This window comes from Ralstonia sp. NFACC01, assembly GCF_900115545.1.
In the GTDB taxonomy this organism is placed as follows: Bacteria; Pseudomonadota; Gammaproteobacteria; order Burkholderiales; family Burkholderiaceae; genus Ralstonia; species Ralstonia mojiangensis.
The window spans coordinates 305,092-322,600 of the sequence record NZ_FOWV01000001.1 but is presented as its reverse complement, the minus strand read 5'-3'; the positions used below and the strand labels follow the sequence as shown (position 1 = coordinate 322,600).

The following is a 17,509-nucleotide window of genomic DNA, read 5'->3' as shown; positions in this document are numbered from 1 at the left end:
GAGGGCCCCGGTTTTAGTGCGCGCGACTCTTGCGCTCCGCCAGCACGCCGGCAACGGTGTAGAACGATCCGAAGACCACGATTCTATCATCCTCGGTCGCCCGCTCCATGGCGTTGCGATAGGCTGTGGCGGGATCGCTGAATGTGCTCACGCTCGATTCCTTGCCTGCGCGGAAACCGCAGTCGGCCAGCGCCTGCGCCAGGCTTGCAGCGCTCGCGGCGCGCGGCGTCGGCAAGTCGGTCAGGCACCAGTGATCGACCTTGTCGAGCATGTGCCCGAGCACACCCGCGATGTCCTTGTCCTGCATCGCACCGAACACCGCGTAGGTGTAGCGGTAAAAACCCATGTTCTCGAGGTTCTGGCCCAGCGCAGCCGACGCGTGCGGGTTATGCGCAACGTCCAGGACGACGGACGGACGGCCCGGCAAGACCTGGAAGCGCCCCGGCAACACCACCTGCGACAACCCCAGACGCACGTCCTGCGCCGAGATCGGCAACCGGTCGCGCACTGATTCCAAAGCCGCCAGCGCGGCCGAAGCGTTCAGCAACTGGTTTGCCCCGCGCAATGCCGGATACCCGAGGCTAGGCCAACGGCGCCCGCGGCCGCTAAAGCCCCACTGCTGCTTGTCACCTTGGAAATTGAAATCGCGGCCGATCAGCCAAAGATCTGCGCCAATGGCCTCGGCGTGCTCCACCAGGGAAATTGGCGGCACCGGGTCAGCGCAGATCGCCGGCTTGCCCGCGCGAAAGATGCCGGCTTTCTCAAAGCCGATCGCCTCGCGGGTATCGCCCAGGTAGGCCATGTGATCGAGATCGACGCTGGTAATGATGGCGCAATCGGTATCGATGATGTTAACCGCATCCAATCGGCCGCCCAGGCCGACTTCCAGGATCACCGCATCAAGGCCTGCATTGGCGAACAGATGCATGATCGCCAGCGTGGTGAATTCGAAATAGGTCAGGCTGACGGGCTCGGGGAAGCTGCAGCGCGCACGCTCCACCGCCTCAAAGTGCGGCAGCAACATCGCGTCTGTGGCGATCTCCCCATTCACGCGAGCACGCTCGTTAAAGTCGATCAGGTGCGGCGAAGTATGGCAACCTACCTTGTAGCCGGCCGCCAGCAGGATCGCCTCCAGCATCGCGCAGGTCGAGCCCTTGCCATTGGTGCCGCCCACCGTAAAGACGACTGACTTGAATTCCAGCCCGAGCGCCTCGCGCACGCGACTGATGCGGGCCAAGCCCATGTCGATGCCGACCGGGTGTGCGGTTTCCAGGTGGGCCAGCCAGTCGGGCAGCGTGTCGAATGTAGGCATGCGAAATAGGTGGCGCGGCTTCGGGAAACGGGCCGCGCAAAAACAAGAAGCGCGGACTCACGCCCGCGCTTCGGTTCAACAGATGTGCTGCATCAGGCCAGTGCGTCGGCCGGTTGCTTCTGCAGGAGCGCCAGAAGCTCGGCGATCTCGCGGCGCATGTTTCGGCGGTCGACAATCATGTCGATGGCGCCCTTCGTCAGAAGGAACTCAGCGCGCTGGAAGCCTTCCGGCAGCTTTTCCCGAACGGTCTGCTCGATCACGCGCGGGCCGGCAAAGCCGATCATTGCCTTGGGCTCGGCGATCACCACGTCGCCCATGAAGGCGAAGCTGGCAGACACACCGCCCGTGGTCGGGTCGGTCAGCACGCTGATGAACGGCAGCTTGGCTTCCGCCAGCTTCTGGACCATCGCAGTGGTCTTGGCCATTTGCATGAGCGACAGCAGGCTTTCCTGCATGCGCGCACCGCCCGACGCCGTCACACAGATGAACGGAACCTTCTGTTCCAGCGCCATCTGTGCGCCACGCGCGAAACGCTCGCCCACTACAGAGCCCATCGAGCCCGTCATGAACTCGAACTCGAAGCAAGCTACCACCACCGGCAGCGCATGGATTGCGCCGCCCAGCACGACCATGGCATCGGTCTCGCCGGTGTTGTCCATGGCCGCCTTGATGCGGTCGGGGTACTTTTTGCTGTCCTTGAACTTGAGCGCGTCGACCGGAAGGATCTCCTGGCCCAGCTCATAGCGGCCCTCGGCGTCCAGCAGCGCGTCCAGACGGGCACGCGCGCCAATGCGCATGTGATGATCGCACTTGGGGCAGACGTGCAGATTGGCTTCGACGTCGGTACGGTACAACACCGACTCGCAGGCCGGGCATTTGACCCAGAGGCCTTCCGGAATGCCCTTGCGTTGCGACGGATCGGTCTGTTGGATCTTGGGCGGAAGCAGTTTGTCCAGCCAGCTCATGCGTGCTCCTTGAATGCAGTGTCGCCGAGATCAGGCGTCGAGCGCCTGGCGAATCTCTGCGATGAAATCAGTCAAGTATTGTACCGCTTGTTCGCGAGGTGCTTCTTCAAGCAATTGCACAATGCGGGATCCGATGACCACCGCATCCGCCACACCGCTGATCGCGCGCGCCGTTGCCGCATCACGGATGCCAAACCCGACACCTACCGGCAACCGGGCGTGCTGGCGAATTTGCGGGATGCGCGCGGCGACCGCGTCCAGGTCGATGGTGGCCGCGCCTGTCACGCCTTTAAGCGACACGTAGTAGATGTAGCCGCTCGCCACGCGGGCAATCTGGGCGATGCGCGCCTCGGTGGACGTGGGCGCCAACAGGAAGATTGGATCGATGCCGGCGGCGCGCATGGTCTTGGCAAAGGCCTCGCACTCTTCGGGCGGATAGTCGACCACCAGCACGCCGTCGACACCCGCTTCGGATGCAGCCTTGGCAAAGGCATCCACGCCCATGCGTTCGATCGGGTTGGCGTAGCCCATGAGCACCACGGGCGTCGTTGAATCCGTGGTGCGGAATGTGCGCACATAGTCCAGCACCGTGCGCAGGCCCACCTTCTTGGCCAATGCGCGCTCCGACGCACGTTGGATCACAGGGCCGTCGGCCATCGGGTCTGAGAACGGCACGCCCAGTTCGATGACGTTGGAGCCGCCCTTGACCAGCGCGTGCATCAGGTCGACGGTCATCTCGGGGTACGGATCGCCGGCCGTGATGAACGGAATCAGGCCTTTGCGGCCCTGCGCAGAGAGTTGTGAGAAGGTTTGAGCGATGCGGGACATAGGGGGATCAGGTTTCAGGCGACCTTGATGGTGTCGGGCGCCGGAGATTCAGTCGGTTGGGCGGCAAATTCGGCGGCGGCATGCACAGCAGCCACGCGCTCGCGTGCCACGCGGCAATAGTCGGCGTTGATCTCGAAGCCGGCGAAACGGCGGCTGAGCCTTGCACACGCGGCAGCCGTCGTGCCACTGCCCAGGAACGGGTCCAGCACCAGGCCGCCCGGCGGGCAGCTTGCCAGGATCATGCGCTCCACCAATTCCAGTGGCTTCTGCGTCGGGTGCTCTGCGCGCTCCGGGTCTTGCCGGTGCAGACGCGACACGCTCCACACGTCTTTCGGGTTGTAGCCGACTTCCAGCCACTTCTTGCCCTCGAAACGCTTGCGGCTGCGCGCCTTCTTCGTCTCGGCATCGTACGGAATGCGCACGGCGTCGACATCGAAGTAGTAATCGCGCGAAGCAGCAAAAAAGCCGATGTTGTCGTGCACCGACGAGAACTTGCGCGTGCTGCCGCCCATGCTGGGCACGCGGCGATCCCAGATGATCTCGTTGACCATCGTGAGGCGCCGCTTGAGCATGACGAACAGTTCCGGCGCGTATTGCCACGTGCAGAACAGGTAGAGCGATCCGTTGCGCGCAAGCTTCGGCCGCACCGCATCGATCCAGCGCTCGGACCAGGCGAGGTACGCGTCGCCCGACAGCTTGTCGGAGTCGTTGCCGTAATCCTTGCCCAGCCCGTACGGCGGATCGGCGATGACGAGGTCCACGCTGCCGTCGGCCAGATGCCCGACCCCGGTAATGCAGTCCTCGTTGAAGATGCCGTCGATGGCGCGCTCGGTCATGCGTGTGCCAGTGCCGTTAGAGTTTGATGCCGGAGAATTCGGCGACGGTATGCATGTCCTTGTCGCCACGGCCGGACAGGTTCACCAGCAGGATCTTGTCCTTGGGTAGCGTCGGCGCCAGCTTGCACGCATACGCCAGCGCATGGCTCGATTCCAGCGCGGGGATGATGCCCTCCATGCGGCACAGGTCGTGGAAGGATTGCAGCGCTTCCTTGTCGGTAATGCCGACGTATTCCGCGCGCCGCACATCCTTCAACCAGGCGTGCTCCGGACCGACGCCCGGGTAATCGAGCCCCGCCGAAATCGAATGCGTCTCGATGATCTGGCCGTCTTCATCCTGCAGCAGATAGGTGCGATTGCCGTGCAGCACGCCCGGTGAGCCGCCCGTGAGCGACGCGGCGTGGCGGCCGGTTTCGATGCCCTCGCCCGCCGCTTCCACGCCGATCAGCTTCACGTCGGCATGGTCGATGTATGGGTAGAAGATGCCCATGGCGTTGGAGCCGCCGCCCACGCAGGCGATGACGGCATCGGGCTGGCGCCCGGTCATCTCCGGCATCTGCACTTTGCATTCCTCGCCGATCACGGCCTGGAAGTCGCGCACCATCATCGGATACGGGTGCGGGCCCGCCACCGTGCCGATGATGTAGAAGGTGTCGGCCACGTTGGTCACCCAGTCGCGCATCGCTTCGTTCAGCGCGTCCTTGAGCGTGCGTGAGCCCGACTCCACCGGCACCACGGTCGCGCCGAGTAGCTTCATGCGATACACATTGGCGGCCTGGCGGCGCACGTCTTCGCTGCCCATGTAGACGACGCATTCCATGCCGTAGCGCGCGGCGATCGTGGCCGTGGCCACGCCGTGCTGGCCGGCACCGGTTTCAGCAATCACGCGTGGCTTGCCCATGCGGCGCGCCAGCAGCGCCTGGCCGATCACGTTGTTCACCTTATGCGCGCCGGTGTGGTTCAGGTCTTCGCGCTTGAGGTAGATCTGCGCGCCGCCGCAGTGTTCGGTCAGGCGGCGTGCGTGATAGATGGGCGACGGACGGCCAACGAAATGCTTCAGCTCGTATTCGTATTCCCTGATGAATTCCGGATCGTGCTGGTAGCGCGCGTAGGCGTCGCGCAATTCATCGAGCGCGTGAGACAGCGTTTCCGCAACGAAGGTACCGCCGTAGGGGCCGAAATGGCCGTGGGCGTCGGGCAGGTTGTACATGGCAATCTCTCGAGGCATCCGCCGAGGTCAGGATGAAGACCCGTCGGCGGAGATATTCAGGAAGGCGTACGTCGCGAGAAACCCGCCAGATCGGCTCAGGCCTGAACCGATGCGCCCAGGGCTGCATCGGCCTCGCGGACCGCACGCACAAATTCGGTCATCCGGGCGTGGTCTTTCACGCCCCGTGCGGCCTCGATCCCGCTGCTGACGTCAACAGCGTACGGCCGCACGCGTTCAATCGCGCCAGCGACGTTTTGCGCGCTCAACCCACCACTCAAAACGAGCCGAGGAGCGGCGCTTGTGGTTGGCAAGGATGGCGATTGCGGGAGCCATTGCGGAGGAATGAGGGTCCAGTCGAAGATGTGGCCGCCACCGCCATAACCCTCAACAAATGCGTCGAGCAGCAGACCTTGGGCAGCGGCAAACCGATCGGCGAATTCTACCAAATCGGCCCCGGGCTGAACACGCAGGGCGCGCAGCCAGGGCAGCCCCATTTTCGCTGCAATCTCGACACACAGTTCTGCCGGCTCGTCACCGTGGAACTGAAGCAGCGTAAGCGGCACTTGGTCGAGCACCCGCGCCACGTCATCCGCGCTGGCGTTGACGAACAGACCGGTCACGGTGACGAACGGACCAGCGCGGCGGGCCAGCTCTGCCGCACGTTCGGTGGGAACGTAACGCGGGCTGGGCGGATAGAAAACGAGCCCGATCGCATCGGCGCCGAGCGTGACGGCGTGGTCGACGTCGGCCGGCTGGGTCAGGCCACACAGCTTGATACGGGTACGGTGCAACGGCATGGCGGAAGCGGAATTCACGGGCCGGCGTATTCGTCGAACACGCCACGAAACAGGCTGGACGATGCCGGAGAGGCCGGCAACGAGAAAGCATCAGGATAGCCGACCTCGGCCAGATACAAGCCGTCGGGCATGAAAGTCGGGGCGGCGGCTACGCGGCTGCGGGCAGCCAGCACATCGCGCATCCACGACGCGGGCTGCCGGCCGCGCCCGATCGCCACCAAGCACCCCATGATGTTGCGCACCATGTGGTGCAGGAAGGCGCTGCCGCGAATGCGCACGAATACCCATTCACCCTCGCCTCGCACCTCGATGGAGTACATCGTTTTGACGGGCGACTTGGCTTGGCATTCGGCCGCGCGGAACGACGAGAAATCGTGCTCGCCGACAAGCGCCTGTGCAGCCTCGTTCATGGTTGCCACGTCAAGGGATTGGCCAGGCGGCAGCATCACGTAGCCGGCCTTGTCTTCGAGCAGCGGTGCGCGCGTCGGGCCGAAGGTCAGCGCGTAGTAATACGTGCGGCGATGGGCGGAGAAGCGCGCGTGGAAATCCTCCGGCATCTCCTGCGCCCATCGCACGGCCACCGTGGGCGGCAGAAAGGCGTTGGTGCCACGCACCCACGAGAACGGCTCGCGCACGAGGTCGGTATCCAGGTGGACGACCTGGCCCAGCGCGTGCACTCCTGCATCGGTGCGGCCGGCCACCGTGGTCGGCAACGCCACGCCGGCAAACTGCCGCAGCGCCTCCTCCAGCGCATCCTGCACAGTGTTGCCGTGCGGCTGCGATTGCCAACCCGAAAACGCGGCACCGTCGTACTGAATGCCAAGCGCGATGCGCGTCATGCCGTGTGAATCCTCGTGCGGAAAGAAAAACGCCGGCAGGATACCACCCTGCCGGCGCTGTCGATGGCGTAAAACGCGTTGCGTCAGCCGATCTGGCGCATCAAGGCTTGCGCCTCGGCGTGGAACGACGGATCGCCCAAGTCCAGCACTTCCTGCAGAAGTTCGCGGGCGCCTTCCTTGTCGCCGATCTCGATGTAGGCCTTGGCCAGGTCGAACTTGATCTGCAGATCGCGCACGCCGTCGGCACCGTGCTCGCCGGACAGCGTGTGCGGCAGGTTGGTGTCCAGACGGATGGCAGATTGCGGTTCGTCGTTCGCGACCTCGGCGTGATGCGGCTCGGATTCGAAATGCATCGGGGCCTGCGACAGGTCGGTCGGCTGAGCCCAGCTCGGCAGGCTTTCCTCCGCGGCAACCGAGGCTGCCGGAGCCGTCGTTTCTGCGGCGGGCGGCGTCGGGTTCAGATCCAGCGACAAATCCGACAGATCCATATGCAGCGGGGGCGCAGCGACGGGCTGATAAGCCTCGCCAGCGTGCGCGTTGAACTGCGGCAGATCCGCCTCGGGTTCGGCGTGCACCTTGAAGATGTCCGATGCTTCTTCCGGCGCGGTGATCGGCTCGCCTGCTGCCGGCGCCGGGAACGACTCCAGCGGTAGATCGAAATCGGCCAGTTGCGGCGCCTTGGTCGACGGCGCGGACGGGTCCAGATCCGGAGACAGCGTAGTCCAGTCGTCCCCACGACGGGTGGTCTGCCCCGTTACCGTCGGGCTGAAGGCCTCGGCAGCCACCGCAGCGCCCACACCGGCCAGCGCAGCGGCACCTGCCACTGCGGCGCCAGCGTGGCTCGGCTCCGCATGCGCTTCGGCACCAACATGGCTCCCATCACCCTGCACCGTCAGGTACAGCGGGTTAGCTGGGTCGAACTTGCGGCCCATCGCAGCAGCCTCTGCCCATTCCGAAGAGGCCGCGCCAACTTGCGCCAGCATCTCTTCAGCAATGGTCTGGAAGCCATGGGCGTCCTGACGATTGGCGTAAATTTCCATCAACTTCAGGCGAATGGCTTGGCGCTCCGGATGCTGCTCCAGAGCCTCGCGCAGGATTTCTTCGGCTTGTACGTCGCGACCGTAGGCGATATAGACATCGGCCTCGGCAATCGGGTCGACTTCATTGCTCTCGTTGCCGCCGCCAATGCGGAAATCCGCACCGAACACGCTGTGCTGCGAGGTGTCGACGCTTTGACCACCGGCCGCGCCAAACAGCGAGTTGGCACCCGCCATCACGGTACTTTCCTGCGACAACAGACTGTCCTGGAAGCCATGTGCCTGCTCAGGCTTCTGCTGGCGGCGGCGATACACCACCAGACCACCCAGCAAGGCGACCACCAAGCCGCCCAGGCCCAGAGCCATCGGGTTGCCCAGCAGCGACGAGAGGAACGATTCCTCTTGAATCGGGGGCGGCGGGGCCACCACGACCGGCGCCTTCTTCGGCGCGGCAGCGGGTGCCGAGGCAGCCGCCATCGGGGCGCTGGCCGCCTGCGGTGCCGAGGCTGCAGCCACCGGCGCCGATGCCGCTTCCGGTGCGGAAGCTGCCGCCGCGGCCGTTGTCGAGGAAGCCGGTGCGGCGGCTGCCGTTTCTGCAAGAGCAGCGGCAGCAGGAGCCGGCGCTGACGATGCGGCTGCCACCGGCGCGGGAGCCGGCGCATTGGCTGCCGCCACTGCCGGAGCAGCCGTCGACGGTGCAGCACCAGCGGCCGGCTTGGCAGCGCTGGCGGCCTTGGCCAGTTCAGCGTTCTTCAATTCAACCAGGCGCTGCATGTCAGAGAGATTCTTCTCCAACTGTGCAACGCGTGATTCCATTTCCTTGAGCGCCCGTTCCTTGGCGACGAGTTCCTCATCGCGGGCCGCGGCCGCCCCGGCCTTACCGGTGCGGTCGGCCTTGGACAGACGCAATTCATCACGGCCGCTGGCAGCAGGCGTGGCTTGATCCTGCACACGGGCCGACACGCTGCCGCTCTGCTGGCGGGCGGAGTCGGTATCCGTGGCCGCGTTGGCTTCAGCCGCCGTTGCGAGGCGGTTCCGGTAGCCAGCGAAGCCGGACGTTTGCGCAATGACTTCGCGGCGCGCCTCGCGCGCAGGCGTTTTCTGCGCTTCGGCCTGCGACGGCACTTTCAGCACCGAGCCGGTACGCAGCCGGTTGATATTGCCGCCAATGAAAGCGTTGGGATTGTTCCGATACAGGGCCAGCAGCATCTGGTCGAGCGACACGGCGTCTTGGCCTTGCGCGGCGGTCGATGCCACGTCGTACAGGCTATCGCCGCGCTGCACGGTGTACGAGCCACCGGGCGTAGCGTCCGGGGTGGCAGCAGCAGGAGCAGCTTGCTGGGCACGCGCGGCTTGGCGAGCAGCACGGGGCTGGCGTGCCGGTGCGGGCGCTGCGGCAGCCGGCGCCGCAGCTTGCGGTTGGGCGGTCGAAGCAGCCGGCGCCGACTCAACGGTGCCGGGCGTGGTGGCCTGCACCACCGGTGTCGGCGCAAAATTCTGTGCGGTATTGCTGGAACCCACCGGGTCAAGCAGGAACGTATAAGCGCGCGAAACGTGGCCGCTTGCCCAGTTCAGGTCAACCAGGACATCAACGAACGGCTCAGCGACGGGCTGGGTCGAGCGCAGACGCACCACGTAGTTGCCATTCGACTGGCGCTCCAGCGAGGCACGCAGCGAGGAGACGATCGGGTTGTAGGTCAGCCCGGCGCGCGAATAGGCATCCGGCGCAGCCAATTTGGCGACCAGGTTTTGCGCCTCTTCGGGCGTCACGCCGGTCAGATCGATTTCGGCCTGCAGCGGCTGGCCGAGGCTGGAACGCACGTGCAGCGCGCCGAAACCGGCCGCTTGCGCTGCGGGCTGAATCAGCAGCAGGCTCGCCGCAGCAAACGCGACGGCCGACCAGCGAGGACTGCGATGGGACGATTCTCTCCGGCGGTATTGGCTCACCCTCACCTTCGACTCCGTTATCTTTTAATGTGCAAACGAACTTAACATCAACGAGTTAGCGCAGCAAGTTCACCCAAAAAGTGAAGTGCTGGATAAGAACCGCCGTCAATCTTTATGAAAACGACACAATTGGCGAGATTCTGAAGCACCCGACGTACCCCCCGGAATGCGCGTGCTTCATGTGGCGCTAACCCTTCCCCGTGCCCCGTCCACCCCACGAATGGGCGGACAGCGTTCCGGCCGCTATTGTGTACCAACGTTACAGACCGTGGGCATCCAGATGGCACAACGCCGCGCAGGCCGCGCGGCGTTGGTAGAAAAAGCGCACTTTCTGTTGTCAGGCCGCAACGACAGCTGCCGACGGCCGGCCTGACAAGGAAAGCAAAGCTCGAATCACTTGTCCAGCAGGATACGCAGCGTGCGGCGCAGCGGCTCGGCAGCACCCCACAGAAGTTGGTCGCCGATCACGAAGGCGCTCACATACTCGGGCCCCATGTTCAGCTTGCGCACACGGCCCACGCCGATTTCCAGACCACCAGTGATGGATGCCGGCGTCAGCTCCTTCTCGGTGATGCTGCGGTCGTTCGGCACCCACTTCACCCAGGGGTTGCCCGAGCGGATGATCTGCTCGATTTCTTCGAGCGGCAGGTCGCGCTTAAGCTTGAGCGTCAGGCCCAGGCTGTGGCAGCGCATTGCGCCAATCCGCACACACAGGCCGTCGACCGGAATCGTCTGCGCCGTGCCCAGGATCTTGTTGACCTCGGCCTGGCCCTTCCACTCTTCCTTCGACTGACCGTTGTCGAGCTGCTTGTCGATCCAGGGGATCAAACCGCCCGCCAGCGGGGCCGGGAAGAATTCGGTCGGCACGTCCTCGCGGATGGTCTTGGCAACCTTGCGATCGATGTCCAGGATGGCGGACGCCGGATTGGCCAGTTCATCGGCCACGGCGCTATGGATCACGCCCATGCCCTTGAGCAGTTCGCGCATGTGGTTTGCGCCACCGCCCGAAGCTGCCTGATAGGTCATCGAGCTGACCCATTCGACCAGGCCTTCGCGGAACAGGCCGCCCACGCCCATCAGCAGAATCGAGTTGGTACAGTTGCCGCCGATGAAATTCTTGGTGCCGGCCGCCACCGCATTCTTAATGAGCGACAGGTTGACCGGGTCCAGCACGATCACGGCGTCATCTTCCATGCGGAGCGTCGAAGCGGCGTCGATCCAGTAGCCGTGCCAGCCCGCGGCGCGCAGCTTCGGGAAGACTTCGGTGGTGTAGTCGCCACCCTGGCACGTGATGATCGTGTCGCATGCCTTGAGCGCTTCGATGTCGTTGGCGTCAGCCAGGGGCGCATCCGTCTTGGCGAATGCGGGCGCCTTACCGCCGGCGTTGCTGGTGCTAAAAAACACCGTGTCGATCAGGTCGAAATCCTTTTCTTCCTGCATGCGCTGCATCAGCACGCTGCCAACCATGCCGCGCCAACCGACGAGACCTACCTTCATGATTGTGAACCTCTAGTGATTTTCCCCGCCTCGGTCGCCCGGCGTGACCGCGCGGGGAAGGCGAACGGACACGACGGACGATCTACGAGATCGTTTTTTTGGTAATGACTTTCGTGGTCGTGCGAATCTCGACAGGCGTCATGCGAGCGCGCGCGGCAGTGCCCTTGGCGGCGATAGCCAGGGTGCCCAGAATGCCCAGTACGAGGACGGGGAGCGCGATCGAGATCATCTGCAAAAATATACACGATTTGGCGGTCGCACAATGCACTGCAACATGTGTCCGCCGAAAAAATGACGATTGCGGCGCCGCATGTGACGGCACCGCAACGCACGTTTTGATTTACAAGGCAGCGACCACCGCGTCGCCCATCTCCACAGTGCCGACTTGCTTGCAGCCCGGCGTCAGGATGTCGCCGGTCCGGTAGCCCTGTGCCAGCACCTTCTTGACAGCCGTTTCGATGCGATCAGCCTGCTCGGCCTTGTTCAGCGAATAGCGCAGCATCATCGCCGCCGACAGGATCGTCGCCAGCGGGTTGGCAACGCCCTTGCCCGCGATGTCCGGCGCAGAACCGTGCGACGGCTCATACAAGCCTTTGTTGTTCGCGTCGAGCGACGCCGACGGCAGCATGCCGATCGAGCCGGTCAGCATGGCTGCCTCATCCGAGAGGATGTCGCCGAACATGTTGCCGGTGACGATCACGTCGAAGTTCTTCGGCGCCTTGACGAGCTGCATGGCCGCGTTGTCGACATACATGTGCGACAGCTCGACTTCCGGATACTCCTTGTGCACATCGGTGACGATGTCCTTCCAGAACTGGAACGTCTCGAGCACGTTGGCCTTGTCGACGCTGCACAGTTTCTTGCCGCGCTTGGCGGCAGCCTGGAAGGCGACGTGCGCGATGCGGCGGATTTCTGGCTCGGCGTAGCGCATGGTGTCGAATCCTTCGCGTGCACCGGCGAACGCGCCGTCCGGGGCCGAACGCACGCCGCGCGGCTGGCCGAAGTAGATGTCGCCGGTCAGTTCGCGCACGATCAGGATGTCGAGGCCGGAGACGATCTCGGGCTTCAGGCTCGATGCACCGGCCAGCTCCGGATAGCAGATCGCAGGACGGAAATTGGCGAACAGCTGCAGATGCTTGCGCAAGCCGAGGATGGCCTGCTCGGGGCGCAGTTCGCGCGCCAGCGTGTCGTACTTCCAGTCGCCCACGGCACCGAACAGGATGGCATCAGCCTCCTTGGCAAGCTTGAGCGTATCTTCGGGCAGCGGATGGCCCTTGGCTTCGTAGCCTGCGCCGCCCACGGGGGCGAATTCCATCTCGAACGGCTCGCCCAGTACCTTGAGCACCTTCACGGCCTCGGCGACGATTTCCTTGCCAATGCCGTCACCCGGCAACACTGCAATCTTGGTCATGTGTTTGGTTGTCCTTGTTGTTCTAGCGTCAGCTCAGCCGACGAGCTTGTGCGCGAGCCACGGCATCTTGGCCAGGCGCTGCGCTTCGTAAGCCTTGATCTGGTCGGCGTAGCGCAGGGTCAGACCGATGTCGTCGAAGCCGTTCAGCAGGCAGTATTTGCGGAACGCCGTGATGTCGAACGGATACGCCGTACCGCCCGGCGTGACGACGACCTGCTTGTCCAGATCGACGGTCAGCTGGTAGCCCGTAAAGGCTTGCGTTTCGTTGAACAGATGGTCGACTTGCGACTCCGTCAGCACGATCGGCAGCAGGCCGTTCTTGAAGCAGTTGTTGAAGAAAATGTCGGCAAAGCTCGGCGCGATGATGGCGCGAAAGCCGTACTGCTGCAGCGCCCACGGCGCATGTTCACGCGAGCTGCCGCAGCCGAAGTTCTTGCGCGCCAGCAACACGGAGGCGCCCTTGTAACGCGGCTGGTTCAGCACGAAGTCCGGGTTCAGCGGACGCTTGCTGTTGTCCTGGCCAGGCTCGCCGACATCCTTGTAGCGCCACTCGTCGAACAGGTTCGGGCCAAAGCCGGTGCGCTTGATCGACTTGAGGAATTGCTTCGGGATGATGGCGTCGGTGTCGACGTTCTCGCGGTCGAGCGGGGCCACGAGGCCGGTGTGGATGGTGAATTGTTCCATGATTGCTCTCTCTATCCTGCCGCTCAAGCGAGCTTGCGCACGTCAACGAAGTGGCCTTCCAGCGCGGCCGCTGCGGCCATCGCCGGGCTTACCAGATGGGTGCGGCCACCCGCGCCCTGACGGCCTTCGAAGTTGCGGTTGGACGTGGATGCGCAGCGCTCGCCCGGGTCGAGGCGGTCGGCGTTCATTGCGAGACACATCGAGCAGCCCGGCTCGCGCCATTCAAAGCCAGCCGCCTTGAAGATCTTGTCGAGCCCTTCGCGCTCGGCCTGCTCCTTCACGAGGCCCGAGCCCGGCACGACCATCGCCAGCTTCACGTTCGAGGCAATGCGCTTGCCGAGCTTCTGCACGACCCACGCGGCAGCGCGCATGTCTTCGATGCGGCTGTTGGTGCAGGAGCCGATGAACACCTTGTCGATGTTGATGTCGCTGATGGCGACGTTCGGCTGCAGACCCATATATTCGAGCGCGCGCTCCATGGCGTTGCGCTTGTTCGGGTCTTTCTCCTTGTCGGGATCCGGCACGCGGTCTTCAATGCTGACCACCATTTCCGGTGACGTGCCCCAGCTCACCTGCGGACGGATCTCTTCAGCACGCAACTCGACCACGTGATCGAAATGCGCACCTTCATCGGAATGCAGCGTGCGCCAGTACGTCACGGCCTGATCCCATTCCACGCCCTGTGGCGCGAACGGACGACCCTTGATGTATTCCAGCGTGACATCATCCACGGCGACCATACCAGCGCGAGCGCCGCCTTCGATTGCCATGTTGCACACCGTCATGCGGCCTTCCATCGACAGCGCGCGAATCGCCGAACCGCCGAACTCCATGGCGTAGCCCGTACCGCCTGCGGTGCCGATCTTGCCGATGATGGCGAGCACGATGTCCTTGGCCGTGCAGCCACGCGGCAGCGTGCCTTCCACCTTCACGAGCATGTTCTTGCTCTTCTTGGCGAGCAGCGTTTGCGTGGCCAGCACATGCTCGACTTCCGACGTGCCGATGCCGTGCGCGAGCGCGCCGAATGCGCCGTGCGTGCTGGTGTGCGAATCACCGCAGACCACTGTCATGCCCGGCAGCGTCGCGCCCTGCTCCGGCCCGATCACGTGCACGATGCCCTGACGCTTGTCGTTCATCTTGAATTGTGTGATGCCATAGCTGTCGCAGTTGGCGTCAAGCGTATCGACCTGGAGCTTGGAAACCGGATCGGCAATGCCGTGCGAGCGGTCGGTGGTCGGCACGTTGTGGTCCGACACAGCCAGGTTGGCGCTGATGCGCCACACCGGGCGCTCGGCCAACTTCAGGCCCTCGAAGGCCTGCGGGCTCGTCACTTCGTGCAGCAGTTGACGATCGATGTAGAGGACAGTCGTGCCGTCTTCTTCGGTATGAACGACGTGATCGTCCCAAAGTTTGTCGTAGAGCGTCTTGGCCATGATGCGATCCGTGCACAACGCACCCATTTTGAAATTCTGGGCCGCTGCGCGAGCAGTTTCGTGGGGAGTGATCGATTATGCCACCCGGTGCATTGGGCACCGGACGTGACTGACGAAAGGGGGTTTCGCCATTTCGCGAAGGCCCTTTCCGGGCACCTCAAGCGGCGCGCAACAAAAAACCCCGCCGGTTTCCCGGGCGGGGTTTCTGCAAGGCGAACAGCTTGGCTTAGCGCTTGTCGATCGACGGCACTTCGCGGGTGGCGGCGCCGTTGAACAGTTGGCGCGGGCGGCCGATCTTGTATTCCGGATCGGTGATCATCTCTTCCCATTGCGAAATCCAGCCCACCGAGCGAGCCAGCGCGAAAATGCAAGTGAACATCGAGGTGGGGATGCCCAGCGCGCGCTGAACGATGCCCGAGTAGAAGTCGACGTTCGGGTACAGCTTGCGGCTGACGAAGTACTCGTCTTCCAGGGCGATCTTTTCCAGCTCCATGGCCAGCTTGAACAGCGGGTCATTGTGCAGGCCCAGCTCTTCGAGCACTTCGTGGCAGGTTTCGCGCATCAGCTTCGCGCGCGGATCGTAGTTCTTGTACACGCGGTGGCCAAAGCCCATCAGGCGCACGCCGCTGTTCTTGTCCTTCACCTGCTTGATGAACTCGGGCACCTTGTCGACGGTACCGATTTCTTCCAGCATGTTCAGCGCAGCTTCGTTCGCGCCGCCGTGCGCCGGGCCCCACAGGCAAGCGATACCGGCGGCAATGGCAGCGATCGGGTTGGTACCCGACGAACCCGCCAGACGCACCGTCGACGTCGACGCATTCTGTTCGTGATCCGCGTGCAGGATGAAGATGCGGTCCAGTGCCTTTTCCAGCACCGGATTCACCTTGTAGTCTTCGCACGGTGTGGCAAACATCATGCGCATGAAGTTGCCGGTGTACGACAGGTTGTTCTGCGGATAGATGAGCGGCTGGCCGATGTTGTACTTGTATGCCATGGCCACCAGCGTCGGCAGCTTGGCGATCAGGCGAATCTGCGAGATTTCGCGCTCGCGCGGGTCGTTGATGTTGGCAGCGTCCGGATAGAACGCGCTCATGGCGCCAACCAGGCCCGTCAGCACGGCCATCGGATGAGCGTCACGACGGAAACCGCGCAGGAAGAACTGCATCTGTTCGTGCACCATGGTGTGATTCGTCACCACATGGTTGAACTCTTCCTTCTGCTTGGCGTTGGGCAGCTCGCCCTTCAACAGCAGGTAGCAAATTTCCATGAAATCGCACTTGCTGGCCAGATCGTCGATGGCGTAGCCGCGATACAGCAGCTCACCTTTGTCACCATCGATGTAGGTGATCTTGGAATTGCACGACGCGGTCGACATGAAGCCGGGGTCGTACGTGAACTTGCCCGTCTGACCGTACAGCTTGCGAATGTCGATCACGTCCGGGCCAACCGTGCCCTTATAGATCGGCAGCTCGACGCTGGGCGAGCCATCGGAAAACGATAGGGTGGCTTTCACTTCGGACGGCGTCATGTCGGTTTCCTTCTCTGCTGTTTATAAAAATGAAGTCGGGAGACTCCCGCCAGACGGATCGAGGGGCGCCGGCCGGGGGCGGCTGGAACGATTCGTCTTGCGGCAACCTCTCGAGCGCCGGTTCAGACCGAGCGCAGCAAGGTCAGGACGTGCTGGATATGAGGCACGTCGAGTTCGCCCTCCGGCTCCTTGCGCGCAAGCAGGAGATCCATCAGGTCGTTGTCGGGTAGCTCGAACAACTGCGAGAGTGCGGCAACGTCGTCATCCGACAGCTCCGTCTCGTAGCGGTTGAAAAAGCGCTCGACGATGATGTCGTTCTCAAGCAGGCCGCGTCGGGCACGCCAGCGCAAACGGGCACGCTTGTGCGGATCGGACTGATGGGAGAACGTTGGAGTGTTCACAGCAACCATACTTCCTGAAAATGTGTCGCCGGAGAAACCGCTCCGGCGACACACAATGCCAAAGTGCGCTGACTCGCGGCTTACACCGCGCGCCGCACCATCAATTCCTTGATCTTGCCGATGGCCTTGGTCGGGTTGAGACCCTTCGGGCACACATCGACGCAGTTCATGATGGTGTGGCAGCGGAACAGGCGATACGGATCTTCCAGATTGTCCAGACGCTCGCTGGTAGCCTGGTCGCGGCTGTCGGCGATGAAACGATACGCCTGCAGCAGACCGGCCGGGCCGACGAACTTGTCCGGATTCCACCAGAACGACGGGCACGACGTCGAGCAGCTCGCGCACAGAATGCACTCGTACAGGCCGTCGAGCTCTTCGCGCTCTTCCGGCGATTGCAGGCGCTCCTTCTCGGGCGGCAGCTCGTCGTTGATCAGGTACGGCTTGATCGAGTGGTACTGGTTGAAGAACTGCGTCATGTCGACGATCAGGTCGCGCACCACGGGCAGCCCCGGCAGCGGGCGCAGCACGATCTTCTCGGGCAGCTCGCGCATGTTGGTCAGGCAGGCCAGACCATTCTTGCCGTTGATGTTCATGGCGTCGGAGCCGCACACGCCTTCACGGCACGAGCGACGGAACGCGATCGACTCGTCGAGCTTCTTCAGCTTGACCAGCGCGTCGAGCAGCATGCGCTCGTGACCGTCGAGCTCAACCTCGTAGGTCTGCATGCGGGGCGCTGCGTCCTTGTCCGGATCGTAGCGATAGACTTCAAAAATACGCTTCATTT

Annotated in this window: 15 protein-coding genes; all 15 read right to left on the bottom strand. The window is 63.5% G+C overall.

The annotated features are described in order from the left end of the window. Nucleotides 1-13: 13 nt before the first annotated feature. On the bottom strand, nt 14-1,312 hold the full coding sequence (gene folC, locus BM136_RS01505; protein WP_092969678.1) for a bifunctional tetrahydrofolate synthase/dihydrofolate synthase: 1,299 nt from the start codon (nt 1,310-1,312) through the stop codon (nt 14-16). Between the two features lie 92 nt (nt 1,313-1,404). Beyond that, nucleotides 1,405-2,277 (bottom strand): acetyl-CoA carboxylase, carboxyltransferase subunit beta, encoded by an 873-nt coding sequence (gene accD, locus BM136_RS01500; protein ID WP_092969676.1) that lies wholly within the window; start codon nt 2,275-2,277, stop codon nt 1,405-1,407. A 30-nt stretch (nt 2,278-2,307) separates the two neighbouring features. Then, nucleotides 2,308-3,105, bottom strand: a complete 798-nt coding sequence (gene trpA, locus BM136_RS01495) for a tryptophan synthase subunit alpha (RefSeq protein WP_092969674.1) — start codon at nt 3,103-3,105, stop codon at nt 2,308-2,310. A 14-nt stretch (nt 3,106-3,119) separates the two neighbouring features. Continuing rightward, nucleotides 3,120-3,941, bottom strand: a complete 822-nt coding sequence (locus BM136_RS01490) for a DNA-methyltransferase (protein ID WP_092969672.1) — start codon at nt 3,939-3,941, stop codon at nt 3,120-3,122. A 16-nt stretch (nt 3,942-3,957) separates the two neighbouring features. Continuing rightward, nucleotides 3,958-5,151, bottom strand: coding sequence for a tryptophan synthase subunit beta (trpB, locus tag BM136_RS01485; protein WP_092969670.1), 1,194 nt, complete (start codon nt 5,149-5,151; stop codon nt 3,958-3,960). A gap of 95 nt (nt 5,152-5,246) precedes the next feature. Next, nucleotides 5,247-5,966 (bottom strand): phosphoribosylanthranilate isomerase, encoded by a 720-nt coding sequence (locus BM136_RS01480; protein WP_302848159.1) that lies wholly within the window; start codon nt 5,964-5,966, stop codon nt 5,247-5,249. Then, nucleotides 5,963-6,787 (bottom strand): tRNA pseudouridine(38-40) synthase TruA, encoded by an 825-nt coding sequence (gene truA / locus BM136_RS01475; protein WP_092969666.1) that lies wholly within the window; start codon nt 6,785-6,787, stop codon nt 5,963-5,965. The genes BM136_RS01480 and truA overlap by 4 nt, the downstream gene beginning before the upstream one ends. An 83-nt stretch (nt 6,788-6,870) precedes the next feature. After that, the gene (gene tapV, locus BM136_RS01470; RefSeq protein ID WP_092969664.1) at nt 6,871-9,777 is read right to left on the bottom strand and encodes a FimV/HubP family polar landmark-like protein TapV; all 2,907 of its coding nucleotides are present in this window, start codon (nt 9,775-9,777) and stop codon (nt 6,871-6,873) included. A 387-nt stretch (nt 9,778-10,164) separates the two neighbouring features. Next, nucleotides 10,165-11,268 (bottom strand): aspartate-semialdehyde dehydrogenase, encoded by a 1,104-nt coding sequence (asd, locus tag BM136_RS01465; RefSeq protein ID WP_092969662.1) that lies wholly within the window; start codon nt 11,266-11,268, stop codon nt 10,165-10,167. A 340-nt stretch (nt 11,269-11,608) separates the two neighbouring features. After that, complete coding sequence (gene leuB / locus BM136_RS01460; RefSeq protein WP_092969660.1) at nt 11,609-12,679, bottom strand: 3-isopropylmalate dehydrogenase; 1,071 nt, start codon at nt 12,677-12,679, stop codon at nt 11,609-11,611. 33 nt (nt 12,680-12,712) lie between these two features. Further along, nucleotides 12,713-13,363, bottom strand: coding sequence for a 3-isopropylmalate dehydratase small subunit (gene leuD, locus BM136_RS01455; RefSeq protein ID WP_027681084.1), 651 nt, complete (start codon nt 13,361-13,363; stop codon nt 12,713-12,715). A 23-nt stretch (nt 13,364-13,386) separates the two neighbouring features. Further along, nucleotides 13,387-14,796, bottom strand: coding sequence for a 3-isopropylmalate dehydratase large subunit (gene leuC, locus BM136_RS01450; RefSeq protein WP_092970689.1), 1,410 nt, complete (start codon nt 14,794-14,796; stop codon nt 13,387-13,389). A gap of 226 nt (nt 14,797-15,022) precedes the next feature. Then, complete coding sequence (gene gltA, locus BM136_RS01445; RefSeq protein WP_092969658.1) at nt 15,023-16,324, bottom strand: citrate synthase; 1,302 nt, start codon at nt 16,322-16,324, stop codon at nt 15,023-15,025. A gap of 122 nt (nt 16,325-16,446) precedes the next feature. After that, the gene (locus BM136_RS01440) at nt 16,447-16,734 is read right to left on the bottom strand and encodes an FAD assembly factor SdhE (RefSeq protein WP_009241006.1); all 288 of its coding nucleotides are present in this window, start codon (nt 16,732-16,734) and stop codon (nt 16,447-16,449) included. 71 nt (nt 16,735-16,805) lie between these two features. Continuing rightward, a complete protein-coding gene (locus BM136_RS01435; RefSeq protein ID WP_092969656.1) occupies nt 16,806-17,507 on the bottom strand; it encodes a succinate dehydrogenase iron-sulfur subunit in 702 nt (233 codons plus the stop codon). Nucleotides 17,508-17,509 lie beyond the last annotated feature (2 nt).

Coding starts and splice junctions, on each gene's coding strand:
- folC (WP_092969678.1), bottom strand. CDS start 1,312: ATGCCTACATTCGACACGCTGCCCGACTGGCTGGCCCACCTGGAAACC.
- trpB (WP_092969670.1), bottom strand. CDS start 5,151: ATGTACAACCTGCCCGACGCCCACGGCCATTTCGGCCCCTACGGCGGT.
- leuD (WP_027681084.1), bottom strand. CDS start 13,363: ATGGAACAATTCACCATCCACACCGGCCTCGTGGCCCCGCTCGACCGC.
- truA (WP_092969666.1), bottom strand. CDS start 6,787: ATGACGCGCATCGCGCTTGGCATTCAGTACGACGGTGCCGCGTTTTCG.
- leuB (WP_092969660.1), bottom strand. CDS start 12,679: ATGACCAAGATTGCAGTGTTGCCGGGTGACGGCATTGGCAAGGAAATC.
- accD (WP_092969676.1), bottom strand. CDS start 2,277: ATGAGCTGGCTGGACAAACTGCTTCCGCCCAAGATCCAACAGACCGAT.
- BM136_RS01440 (WP_009241006.1), bottom strand. CDS start 16,734: ATGGTTGCTGTGAACACTCCAACGTTCTCCCATCAGTCCGATCCGCAC.
- BM136_RS01490 (WP_092969672.1), bottom strand. CDS start 3,941: ATGACCGAGCGCGCCATCGACGGCATCTTCAACGAGGACTGCATTACC.
- asd (WP_092969662.1), bottom strand. CDS start 11,268: ATGAAGGTAGGTCTCGTCGGTTGGCGCGGCATGGTTGGCAGCGTGCTG.
- BM136_RS01435 (WP_092969656.1), bottom strand. CDS start 17,507: ATGAAGCGTATTTTTGAAGTCTATCGCTACGATCCGGACAAGGACGCA.
- leuC (WP_092970689.1), bottom strand. CDS start 14,796: ATGGCCAAGACGCTCTACGACAAACTTTGGGACGATCACGTCGTTCAT.
- trpA (WP_092969674.1), bottom strand. CDS start 3,105: ATGTCCCGCATCGCTCAAACCTTCTCACAACTCTCTGCGCAGGGCCGC.
- gltA (WP_092969658.1), bottom strand. CDS start 16,324: ATGACGCCGTCCGAAGTGAAAGCCACCCTATCGTTTTCCGATGGCTCG.